This is a genomic window from Cellulomonas sp. ICMP 17802 (assembly GCF_041295535.1).
Classification (GTDB): Bacteria; Actinomycetota; Actinomycetes; order Actinomycetales; family Cellulomonadaceae; genus Cellulomonas.
In genome coordinates this window covers 110,552-121,115 of the sequence record NZ_JBGFQZ010000007.1, presented here as the reverse complement: position 1 = coordinate 121,115, position 10,564 = coordinate 110,552, and the positions used below count along the sequence as shown (strand labels likewise).

Here is a 10,564-nt window from a genome sequence, read left to right as displayed (position 1 = left end):
CCCTCGTCGCGCTCGCCGCCGCGGCGCTGGTGTCCGTGCGGGCGCGCGGGCTGCTCCAGACCGCCACCGGCGGGGTCGACCCGCTGCTCGCGTCGACCCCGGTACTCCTGGCGACGGCCGCGACCCTCCTCGTCGCGCGAGCGCTGCCCCCCGTCCTGCGGGGTCTGTCCCGTGCCGCGGCCCACCGGCCCGGGCTGACGCCGGTCATCGCCACCGCGCGGGCCGCCGGCACCGCCGGCACCCGGGTCCCGCTGCTCACCCTGACCGTCGCGATCGCGCTCGTCGTGTTCTGCGGCACCACGGCCGTGACGGTGCAGCGCGGACAGGTCGTCGCGGCCGACATCGTCGTCGGCGCCCCCGTGCGGCTCGACGGGACGATCCCGCCCGAGACGCTCGACGCGCTGCGTCGCGAGCCCGGGGTCACCGCCGTCGCCGGCGCCCTCGCGCTGGGCGACCGGACGTTCGGCAAGGAGAGCGGCACCAAGGCGCGGCTGCTGCTGGTCGACGCGGCCGACCTGGCGACCGTGCTGGCCGCGGCCGGGCGACCGGTGGACGCCGGGCTGGCGGGTCTCGGCGAGGGCTCCGGGGTCTCCGCGCTCATCTCGCCCTCCCTCGAGAGCACGGCCGCGCTGGTGCAGCCCGCGGTCATCGGGAAGTCCGGGTTCGTCGACCTCGACATCGTCGGCACCGCGCTGCACCCGCCCGTCATCCCCGTGAAGGCGAACAACGCCCCGGCCGGCGCGGACGCGTTCGTGATCGTCGACCGGGCGCGCTTCGCGGCCACGAGCGGCGTCGACCTGCCGGCGTCGACCGCCTGGGTCGACGGGCCCGGCGCCGTCGAGGCCGTCCGCGCGGCGGCCCTGCCCGAGAGCATCACCGTCACCGAGCGCTCCACGTGGTTGAGCACCTGGCGTGCGTCGCCGCTGACCTCCGGCCTGCTCCTGCTGCTCACGGGCGTCGGCGCGGCGCTGGCGGGCTACGCGGCGATCGCGCTGGTGCTCACGGTCGTGGCGACGTCGCGCGAGCGCGGCCGGACGCTGTCCGCGCTGCGGACCCTGGGCCTCGACGCCCGCACGGCGCGCGCGATGACCTTCGGCGAGCTGGCGCCGCTCGCGGTCGCCGCGCTGCTGGCGGGGACGGCCGTCGGGATCGCGGTGCCGTGGATGCTCACCGGCGCGCTCGGGCTCGACCTGGTCACCGGCGACCCCGCGGCGACGACGCTGCAGGTCACGTGGGTGCCGATCGTGGGCGCCGCGGCCGTCGTGCTGGCGGCGCTCGGGGTCGCCGTCGTGGTCGAGTCGGCCGTCCGCCGGCGCGACCGGCTGGGTGAGGTACTGCGGGTGGGCGAGCGATGACCGTTCGGGGACCAGGGAGGCAGACGTGACCGTCACGGAGACCACGCTCGGCGCGCTCGAGCAGCGGGCCCAGCAGCGCACGGGGGCGTTCGGCGAGCACGCGCTCATCGTGTGCGACTCGCTGGTGCGGATCTACCAGTCCGAGGGCATCGAGGTGCAGGCCCTCCAGGGCCTCGACCTGCTGGTCGAGCCCGGGGAGCTGGTCGCGATCGTCGGGGCCTCCGGGTCCGGCAAGTCGACCCTGCTGTCCGTGCTGTCCGGCCTCGACGTGCCCACGGCCGGGCGCGTGCGCGTGGGCCCGTGGGACCTCATGGCGATGTCGGCCACGCAGCGCGTGCAGTACCGGCGCTCGATGGTCGGCTTCGTCTGGCAGCAGACCGCCCGCAACGTCGTGCCGTACCTCACCGCCACGGAGAACGTCGCCTTCCCGCTCGCGCTGTCCGGGGTGCGGCGCGCGGAGCGCGACCGCCGCGCCGCCGAGCTGCTCGAGGTGCTGGGCGTCGGCTACTGCGCGCAGCGGCGCCCCGGGCAGATGTCCGGCGGCGAGCAGCAGCGCGTCGCCATCGCGGTCGCCCTGGCCAACGCGCCGCAGGTCCTCTTCGCCGACGAGCCCACCGGGGAGCTCGACTCCGCGACCTCGCACGACGTCCTCGAGGGGCTCCGGACCGTCAACCGCGAGCTGGGCACCACGGTGGTCGTCGTCACGCACGACCCCGGGGTCAGCGAGCACGTGCAGCGGACCGTGGCCATCCGCGACGGCCGCACCAGCTCGGAGACCGTGCGGCGCACCCACACGCGCGAGGACGGCACCGAGCACGTGGTGGCCGAGGAGCTCGCGGTGCTCGACCGGGCGGGCCGCGTCCAGCTGCCGAAGGACTACCGCGACGCGCTGAACCTGGTCGGGCGCGTGCGCCTCGCGCTGGAGGAGTCGCACGTCTCGCTCTGGCCGGACCGGCCGGTGCCCACCCGGGACGTGGGCGGCCCGCCGGGACGCCCCGCCGGCCGGCACTCGTCCGCCGCCGTGGTGGACGCCCCGACGACCACCGGGACGACGCGCGCCGTCAGCCTCCGCGAGGAGACCGGCCGATGACCACCACGACCGCCACCCCGGCTGCTCCCACGGCGAGCGCGACCGACGCGGTCGTCCGCGTCGAGCACGTGAGCCGCACCTACGGCTCGGGCACGGGCGCCGTGCACGCCCTGCGGGACGTCTCGTTCACCGTCGAGCCCGGGGAGCTCGTCGCCCTGGTCGGCCGGTCGGGCTCCGGCAAGACGACCCTGCTCAACGTCGTCGGGGGCCTGGACCGGCCCGACGAGGGCCGCGTCGTCGTCGACGGGCGGGAGGTCTCGACGCTCGACGAGCGCGGCCTGGTCGACCTGCGGCGCGACGTCGTGTCGTTCGTGTTCCAGACGTTCGGCCTGGTGCCGGTGCTGTCGGCCGCGGAGAACGTCGGGGTGCCGCTGCGGCTGCGCAAGCTGCCCACCAAGGACCGCGAGGACCGGGTCCGGCTGCTGCTCGACCTCGTCGGGCTCGGCCCCCACGCGCTCCAGCGCCCCGGCGAGCTGTCGGGCGGCCAGCAGCAGCGCGTGGCCATCGCGCGCTCGCTGGCCAACTCGCCGCGCCTGCTGGTGGCCGACGAGCCGACCGGCCAGCTGGACACCGAGACCGGCACGGCCGTCATGGCCCTCATCCGCGCGGTCGTCGAGGCCGAGGGCATGACCGCCATCGTCTCGACGCACGACCCGCTGATGGTGTCGCTGGCCGACCGCGTGCTGCACATCGCCGACGGGCAGCTGATCGAGGGCTGAGCTCGCTCAGGCGGGGCGCAGCACCAGCCGCCCGATCGGGCTGAACCACGCCGAGCCGTCGAGCGGGCTCTGGCGCGCCACGCTGGTGCCGGCGTCGAGGGGTTCGGCGGCCCGCTGCGCGCGCGAGAGCGCCCAGCGGAAGTCGTAGATCCACGCGCGCCCGCCGGGTCGCAGCACGCGACGGACCTCGGCCATCCCGGCCGTCGGGTCCACCCAGTGGTGCTGGCTGATCGTCGAGACCACGAGGTCGAAGGTGGCGTCAGGCCACGGCAGGCGCGCGACGTCCGCGACCGCGAACGTGACGGACCCGGTGCTCGACGCCTGGGCCTGCGCGATCATCTCCGGCGCGAGGTCGATCGCGTCGATCACCAGGTCCGGCCGGTCCTGCGCGATCAACAGCGGCAGCGCCCCCGGTCCGGTGCCCACGTCGAGCACGCGGGCCCCGGCCGGCAGCCCGAGCGCGCCGACGTCGCGGGCCACCCGCCGGTAGAGGCCGGACGCGAGGTGGCCGGCGAACCTGCCGTACTGCGCCGGGTGGTGGACGAGCCCGAGCATGCTCTCGCGTGCGTGGTGCAGCGCCGTGGTCATGACGTCCTCCGATACAGTTGTATGTCACAACTCTTAGCGAGAGCGTAGGCGAAACAGTTGTACGCCACAACCTTTCCGGACGACGACCTGCGGCGGTTCTTCCAGCAGCTCGCGCGGACCAGCGGGCTGCTCGAGGCCGTCCAGACCCCGCACGAGCACGGCGGCGTGCGGCTCTCGATGTCCGAGACCTTCGCGCTCGGGGAGCTGGCCGAGGCGGGCTCGCTCTCCCAGCAGGAGCTCGCGGCGCGCCTCGGCCTGGAGAAGAGCACCGTGAGCCGGCTCGCCGCCGGGATGGAGGACCGCGGCTGGCTCTCCCGCGAGCGGGACGCGGACGACCGCCGGCTCTACCGGCTGCGGCTCACCGCGGAGGGCCGCGACGTGGCGGACCGGGTCGGCGCCGACCTGCGGGAGCACCACGGGCACCTGCTCGCGCGCCTGACGCCGGAGGAGCGGCACGCGCTCGCCGTCGGGCTCGGCGCCCTGGTCCGGGAGCTCGACGGGCACGCCTGAGACGCACGGACGCCCGGGCTCCCCGACGCGGGAACCCGGGCGTCCGTCGAGCGTCAGACCTCGATGCCCTCCAGCAGCTCGGTGACCAGCGCCGCGACGGGCGAGCGCTCCGAGCGCGTGAGCGTCACGTGCGCGAAGAGCGGGTGGCCCTTGAGCGCCTCGATCACCGCGGCGACACCGTCGTGCCGCCCGACGCGCAGGTTGTCGCGCTGCGCCACGTCGTGCGTGAGCACCACGCGCGAGCTCTGCCCGATGCGCGAGAGGACCGTGAGCAGGACGTTGCGCTCGAGCGACTGGGCCTCGTCGACGATCACGAACGCGTCGTGCAGCGAGCGCCCGCGGATGTGGGTGAGTGGCAGGACCTCGAGGATGTCGCGGTCCATGATCTCCTCGACGACCTCCTTGGAGACCAGCGCCCCGAGGGTGTCGAACACGGCCTGCGCCCAGGGGTTCATCTTCTCGTCGGCGCTGCCGGGCAGGTAGCCGAGGTCCTGGCCGCCCACCGCGTAGAGCGGCCGGAAGACCATGACCTTGCGGTGCTGACGGCGCTCGAGCACGGCCTCGAGGCCCGCGCACAGGGCCAGCGCCGACTTGCCCGTGCCGGCGCGCCCGCCCAGCGAGACGATGCCGATCTCCTCGTCGAGGAGCAGGTCGATCGCGATCCGCTGCTCGGCGCTGCGGCCGTGCAGGCCGAACACGTCCTGGTCGCCGCGCACCAGCTGCACGTGCTTGTCGGCGGTGACCCGCCCGAGCGCCGAGCCGCGGGGGCTGTGCAGCACGACGCCGGTGTGGCAGAGCAGGTCGTTCGGGTTGGTGGTGCTGCCACCGAAGCCGGTGGGCACGTCGGCCAGCGCGACCGACTCGTGCTCCCACAGGTCGGCCATCTGCTGCTCGGCCAGGTCGAGCGCGTCCATCCCCGTCCAGCCCGAGTCCACGGCCAGCTCGGCCCGGTACTCCTCGGCCCGCAGGCCGACCGCCGACGCCTTGACCCGCATCGGCAGGTCTTTGGAGACGACCGTGACGTCCTTGCCCTCGGCGGCGAGGTTGGCCGCCACGGCGAGGATCCGGGTGTCGTTGTCGCCCAGCCGGAAGCCGGCGGGCAGCACGGTCGGGTCGGTGTGGTTCAGCTCGACGCGCAGGGTGCCCCCGTCCTCGCCCAGCGGGATCGGGGTGTCGAGGCGCCCGTGCTCGATGCGCAGGTCGTCCAGCATCCGCAGCGCCGCGCGGGCGAAGTAGCCCAGCTCGGCGTGGTGGCGCTTGGCCTCGAGCTCGGTGATCACGACGACGGGCAGGACCACGTCGTGCTCGGCGAAGCGGAGGATCGCCCGCGGGTCGGACAGCAGGACCGAGGTGTCCAGCACGTGTGTCCGACGCCCGTCGAGTGTCTCCTCGGGCGTCGTGGACTCGGTGTCGTGCTGCGCGTTGCTGACCACGGCAGGCTCCCTCCGGCGCTACGTGCGCCGCGACGGGCACCGGACGCCGGCGTCCTGCCAGAGCAGGACCACGCACCGACGAACGGCGACGGGACGGGGGCGGTCGGCCGAGGGCCGGATCCGGCCCACCTCCCGGAGCGGATGCTCCATGGGCTGGCCTCCCGGGGACGGCGGACGCCGTCCTCTACGCCGGAACATAAGCCCGGTCGGACACCCGTCCGGCACGACACGCGAAGGTGTTACACGGTGTTCACCTGTGCGGCGCGGGCGGTTCAGGGGCCGCCGACGACGCCCTCCGGCAGAGCCGCAGGTCGGAGCGCTGGAACGGCGACGGAGGCGTTCCCGGGCCCTCGAACATTTCGCCCGGTCGCCACCCGCGCGTCTTCAGCGCCCCCCGCGACGCTCCCGGGCCGCGTACGCACGGACCGCGCGGAGGAAGTCGACGCGCCGGAAGTCGGGCCAGTAGGCCTCGCAGAAGTAGAACTCCGAGTGCGCGCTCTGCCACAGCAGGAACCCCCCGAGCCGCTGCTCGCCGGAGGTCCGGATCACCAGCTCGGGGTCGGGCTGCCCCTTGGTGTACAGGTGCTCGGCGATGTGCTCGACGTCGAACGCCTCGGCCAGCTCGTCCAGGCTCGACCCGGCCTCCGCGTGCTCCCGCAGGAACGACTTCACGGCGTCCGCGATCTCCCTGCGGCCGCCGTAGCCGACCGCGACGTTGACGTGCAGGCCCACCACGTCGGCCGTGGCGTCCTGCGCGGCGACGAGGGCCTTGACCGTCTGGTCGGGCAGCAGCTCGAGGGAGCCCACCGCCTGGATGCGCCACCGCCGCGTCGCCGCCAGCGAGCCGACCGCGTCCTCGATGATCTCCAGCAGCGGCTCGAGCTCGTCGGCGCTGCGGGCGAGGTTGTCCGTGGACAGCATCCACAGCGTCACCACCTCGACGCCGATGTCCTCGCTCCACTGCAGCAGGTCCGCGATCTTGTCCGCGCCCGCCTGGTGCCCGTGCCGGGTGGACTCCCCCTGGTTGCGCGCCCACCGCCGGTTGCCGTCGAGGATCACCCCGACGTGGCGCGGGAGCCCGTCCTTCGGGAGCGACGCCGCCAGCCGGCGTTCGTACAGCCCGTAGAGCGGGTGGGGCAGACGCACACGCACTCCTTCGACCGGGCGACGGGACTCGCTCACCGTACTCGCCGCGGGGGCCCGCGGAGGGACCTTCGGTCGTGCCCGCGGCCATCTCGCGGGGTACGTTCGGTGGGGTCGGGACGACCGCGTCACATCGCGTGCGCCGTGGTCGACACCCTTACCTACGGTGTCGTAACCTACGGTCTCGTAGGTTCCCGCTGACGAATCGAGCCCGGTCCCATGAGCCCCTCCCCCGCGCCCGCCCCGGGACCCTCCGGTGCGCAGCCCGCGGCCCCGTCGCCCACCGCGACCGAGGAGCAGGCCGGGATCGTCGAACGCGTCACCGAGTCGGTCAAGCCGCACCTGCGGGGCTGGATCCACGCGGGCGTCTCCCCGTTCGTGCTGGTCGCGTCGATCGTGCTCGTGGTGCTCTCGCCGACGCCCGAGGCCAAGTGGTCCACCGCGGTCTTCGGAGTGACCGCCGTGATGCTCTTCGGCACCAGCGCGTTCTACCACCGGGGGCACTGGTCGCCCACCACCGCGGCCGTGCTGCGGCGGCTCGATCACACCAACATCTTCCTCATCATCGCCGGCACGTACACGCCGCTGGCCGTGCTGCTGCTGCCGGCGACCACCGCCCGCGTGCTGCTCATCGTCGTGTGGTCGGGGGCCCTGATCGGGCTGCTGGCGCGCATCTTCTGGCTCGGCGCCCCCCGCTGGGTCTACGTGCCCGTGTACGTGGCGCTCGGCTGGGTGGCCGTCTGGTTCTTCCCCGCGTTCTACCGGGCCGGTGGCACCGCGATCGTCGCGCTCATCGCGGTCGGCGGGCTCGCGTACACCCTCGGCGCCGTGGTCTACGGCACCAAGTGGCCCAACCCGAGCCCGCGCTGGTTCGGGTTCCACGAGATCTTCCACGCGCTGACCGTCGTCGGGTTCACGTGCCACTACATCGCGGTGTCGATCGCGGCGTACGGCTCGGCCTGAGCCGTCAGGCGATCGGCACGACGGTGTAGCGCCGGTTGGCCAGCGACGGGTTCTGCTCCCGCACACCGAGCAGCGCCGCGCCGTCGACGTCCACGGTGCGCACCTGCGGCTCCTCGTCCATCTCCAGCCCGACCACGCCGTCGGGCGCCACGACGATCGAGCGACCCGTGACCCCCTTGCCGGCCTGGCCGACGGCGACCACGGCCGCGGTGTTCTCGATGGCCCGGGCGATCGCGAGCGTCCGCCAGTGCATCGCCTTGAGCTCCCCGGCCGCCCACGCGGCGGGCACGACCAGCACCTGCGCCCCGGCGTCGACCACCCGGCGCGCCGACTCGGGGAACCGCAGGTCGTAGCAGGTCAGCACGCCGAACGTCAGGCCACCCACCTCGAGCACGAGCGGCGGCGCGTCCGCGGGCCCGGGCGCCAGGCGGTCGGACTCCCGCTGCCCGAAGGCGTCGTACAGGTGCACCTTGCGGTAGACGCCGACCAGCGCACCGCTGCCGTCGACCGCCACGACCGCGTTGACGGCGCGCGGGTCGTCGCCGTCGGCCGGCATCGTGACGCCGGCCAGCACCGCCACGCCGGTCGCGGCGGCCCGCGCGCGGAGCATGTGCACGAACGGGCCGTCCAGCGGCTCGGCGTGCTCGACGCCCACCCCACGCGGGTCGAACCCCGACGCGTACTCGGGCACCACGAGCAGGTCGGCCCGGGCGCGCGCGGCGATGTCGAATGCGTCCTCGACCACCTGCCGGTTGGCGCCGTGGTCGTCGCTGACCCGCAGCTGCGCCACGGTGACCCGGACGGACGGCCGCCGCGGGGGCTCGGGCGCGGTGCTCACCGGGGGTCGCGCGGGGTCTCGGGACCGGGCCGGTCGGGCGCCGTCGGGTCGGCCGGCGGCTCGTCGGCGAGGTAGTCCCGCAGCGCCACCTCGACGTCCGCGTCCACCTCGGAGTCGGGGCCCGCGGCACCGGCGTCGACCAGCCCCCGGTCCGCGTGGGGGTCGTCGGCCTGGTCGTCCGCGTCGTCGTCGAGGCCCAGCTTCTTGGCCCGCCGGTCGACCACGCGCAGCTGCTTGGTCAGCGAGAGGAACAGGAAGACGAGCGCCACCGCGAGCAGGAACGTGAACACGAACCCGAGGAACCCCGGGGACCCGACGGGCGTGCCGTCGATGTTCACGTCCGTCGGCGAGGGGCTGGGCGCCGGCGCGGCCAGCAGCAGCGCGGCGATCACGAGCGCAGTCCCGCGAACAGGTCGTCCTCGGGCAGCGAGACGGGCACGCGGGACGTCGCCAGCTCGTACTCCTCCGTGGGCCACTGCGCGATCTCGAGCTCGCGGGGGACGGCGAAGAAGAAGCCGTCCGGGTCGATCTGCGTCGCGTGCGCGCGCAGGGCGTCGTCGCGCTGGTCGAAGTACGCCGAGCACTCGATCCGCGTGGTGATCTCGCGCTCGGGCACCTCGCGGGCCTGGCGGGAGTCCAGCCAGTCGCCGAACGGGGACTCCCGGCCGGCGGCGACGATCGCGTCGTGCACGGCCCGCATGCGCGCGAGCGAGAAGCCGTGGTTGTAGTACAGCTTCGACGGCGTCCACGGCTCGCCCCGGCCGACGTACCGCTCCGGGTCGCCCGCCGCCTCGAACGCCTCGACCGACACGCGGTGGCACATGATGTGGTCGGGGTGCGGGTAGCCGCCCGACGGGTCGTACGTGGTGATCACGTGCGGACGGAACTCACGGACCAGCTCGACCAGGGGGGCCGACGCGTCCTCGAGCGGGACCAGCGCGAAGCACCCCTCGGGCAGCGGGGGCAGCGGGTCGCCCTCGGGCAGCCCGGAGTCGACGAAGCCGAGCCACCGGTGCTGCACGCCGAGCGCGGCCGCCGCGGCGGCCATCTCGTGGCGCCGGTACTCCCGCATGCCGTCCAGTCCGCCCTCGACCGGCGGGTGCTGCGGGTTGAGCACGTCCCCGCGCTCGCCGCCGGTGCACGAGACGACGAGGACCTCGACGCCCTCCGCCACGTACTTCGCCGTGGTCGCGGCGCCCTTGCTCGACTCGTCGTCGGGGTGGGCGTGCACTGCCATCAGGCGCAGCCGCTCTCCGGTCACCTCGGGGCCTCCCGTCGGTCGCCCGGCTTCTCGGCTCAGGCGGGTGGTTGGACGAGAGACAATGATCGCCTACGCGGCACCCCCGCCGCGCCATCGCACCGCGCGCCCTGCAGGGCCGCTCGAGGAGCCCCGTGACCGACACGCCCGCCACCCGACCACCGGCCGGGCGCTACGGGCCGGAACCCACGGAGCGGTCGGCCCGCCGCGGCCGCCTCGGCCTCGTGGTCGCCGCCGTGGTCGGCGTCGCCGTGGTGATCTGGATCGGCCTCAACATGGCGGGGCAGCCGGTGTCGTGGAAGGACGTCGGCTTCGCGGTGGACGGGTCGCGCTCCATCGACGTCACGTTCGAGGTGACCAAGCCCAAGGAGGCGACGGTGACCTGCACCGTCACCGCCCTCTCGGAGTCGTACGGCGAGGTCGGCGTGCGCACGGTGGACGTCGGCCCCGCCGACACCGCGACCCGGCGCGTCACCGCGACCGTACAGACCACGGAGCTCGCGGTGAGCGGCACGGTCGAACGCTGCGACCTGGTGGACGACCCGGCCGGAACGCCCTGAGCGGACCCCTCGGACGGGTGATTCTGGGCCTCCCGCCGCGCCACCTTGCTATCCTTGTCGTTTCGACGCCGCCCCGGTCCGGCACCAGCAGCGGTCGACGCGACCGA

Annotated in this window: 12 protein-coding genes; 6 read left to right on the top strand and 6 right to left on the bottom strand. The window is 74.5% G+C overall.

The genetic code is table 11. The annotated features are described in order from the left end of the window. From AB5970_RS08875 to AB5970_RS08865, 3 genes are all read left to right on the top strand, one after another. Window positions 1–1,355, top strand: a 1,355-nt coding sequence (locus AB5970_RS08875; RefSeq protein WP_370503567.1) for an FtsX-like permease family protein, incomplete at its 5' end; no start/stop codon positions are given. A gap of 25 nt (window positions 1,356–1,380) precedes the next feature. Continuing rightward, window positions 1,381–2,445: an ABC transporter ATP-binding protein gene (locus AB5970_RS08870; RefSeq protein WP_370503566.1), complete on the top strand. Its 1,065-nt coding sequence runs from the start codon at window positions 1,381–1,383 to the stop codon at window positions 2,443–2,445. Continuing rightward, complete coding sequence (locus AB5970_RS08865; protein WP_370503565.1) at window positions 2,442–3,164, top strand: ABC transporter ATP-binding protein; 723 nt, start codon at window positions 2,442–2,444, stop codon at window positions 3,162–3,164. Before AB5970_RS08870 ends, AB5970_RS08865 begins: the two co-directional genes overlap by 4 nt. Window positions 3,165–3,170: 6 nt before the next feature. On the opposite strand, the gene AB5970_RS08860 is transcribed toward AB5970_RS08865, so the two are convergent. Continuing rightward, the gene (locus tag AB5970_RS08860; protein WP_370503564.1) at window positions 3,171–3,752 is read right to left on the bottom strand and encodes a class I SAM-dependent methyltransferase; all 582 of its coding nucleotides are present in this window, start codon (window positions 3,750–3,752) and stop codon (window positions 3,171–3,173) included. Between the two features lie 57 nt (window positions 3,753–3,809). Here AB5970_RS08860 and AB5970_RS08855 point away from each other — a divergent pair, with 57 nt between their 5' ends. Further along, window positions 3,810–4,262, top strand: a complete 453-nt coding sequence (locus AB5970_RS08855; protein ID WP_370503563.1) for a MarR family winged helix-turn-helix transcriptional regulator — start codon at window positions 3,810–3,812, stop codon at window positions 4,260–4,262. A gap of 53 nt (window positions 4,263–4,315) precedes the next feature. On the opposite strand, the gene AB5970_RS08850 is transcribed toward AB5970_RS08855, so the two are convergent. Continuing rightward, entirely contained in the window at window positions 4,316–5,695 is a 1,380-nt protein-coding gene (locus AB5970_RS08850; RefSeq protein ID WP_370503562.1) for a PhoH family protein, read from the bottom strand. A 384-nt stretch (window positions 5,696–6,079) separates the two neighbouring features. Continuing rightward, window positions 6,080–6,841, bottom strand: a complete 762-nt coding sequence (locus AB5970_RS08845; protein ID WP_370503561.1) for an isoprenyl transferase — start codon at window positions 6,839–6,841, stop codon at window positions 6,080–6,082. Between the two features lie 216 nt (window positions 6,842–7,057). On the opposite strand from AB5970_RS08845, the gene trhA reads away from it, so the two are divergent. Beyond that, the gene (gene trhA, locus AB5970_RS08840) at window positions 7,058–7,801 is read left to right on the top strand and encodes a PAQR family membrane homeostasis protein TrhA (protein WP_370503560.1); all 744 of its coding nucleotides are present in this window, start codon (window positions 7,058–7,060) and stop codon (window positions 7,799–7,801) included. A gap of 4 nt (window positions 7,802–7,805) precedes the next feature. Here trhA and AB5970_RS08835 read toward each other — a convergent pair whose 3' ends face one another. From AB5970_RS08835 to mca, 3 genes are read right to left on the bottom strand one after another with little or no spacing between them, the layout of a single operon-like run. Then, complete coding sequence (locus AB5970_RS08835) at window positions 7,806–8,639, bottom strand: carbon-nitrogen hydrolase family protein (protein WP_370503559.1); 834 nt, start codon at window positions 8,637–8,639, stop codon at window positions 7,806–7,808. Beyond that, entirely contained in the window at window positions 8,636–9,031 is a 396-nt protein-coding gene (locus AB5970_RS08830) for a hypothetical protein (protein ID WP_370503558.1), read from the bottom strand. Before AB5970_RS08830 ends, AB5970_RS08835 begins: the two co-directional genes overlap by 4 nt. Then, complete coding sequence (gene mca / locus AB5970_RS08825; protein ID WP_370503557.1) at window positions 9,028–9,876, bottom strand: mycothiol conjugate amidase Mca; 849 nt, start codon at window positions 9,874–9,876, stop codon at window positions 9,028–9,030. The genes AB5970_RS08830 and mca overlap by 4 nt, the downstream gene beginning before the upstream one ends. 155 nt (window positions 9,877–10,031) lie before the next feature. Between mca and AB5970_RS08820 the strand changes: the two genes are divergently transcribed. Then, window positions 10,032–10,457, top strand: coding sequence for a DUF4307 domain-containing protein (locus AB5970_RS08820; RefSeq protein WP_370503556.1), 426 nt, complete (start codon window positions 10,032–10,034; stop codon window positions 10,455–10,457). Window positions 10,458–10,564 lie beyond the last annotated feature (107 nt).

What these genes read in the sequence shown, in the direction of transcription:
- AB5970_RS08865 (WP_370503565.1), top strand. Translation starts at nt 2,442, where the DNA reads ATGACCACCACGACCGCCACCCCGGCTGCTCCCACGGCGAGCGCGACC.
- AB5970_RS08860 (WP_370503564.1), bottom strand. Translation starts at nt 3,752, where the DNA reads ATGACCACGGCGCTGCACCACGCACGCGAGAGCATGCTCGGGCTCGTC.
- trhA (WP_370503560.1), top strand. Translation starts at nt 7,058, where the DNA reads ATGAGCCCCTCCCCCGCGCCCGCCCCGGGACCCTCCGGTGCGCAGCCC.
- mca (WP_370503557.1), bottom strand. Translation starts at nt 9,876, where the DNA reads ATGGCAGTGCACGCCCACCCCGACGACGAGTCGAGCAAGGGCGCCGCG.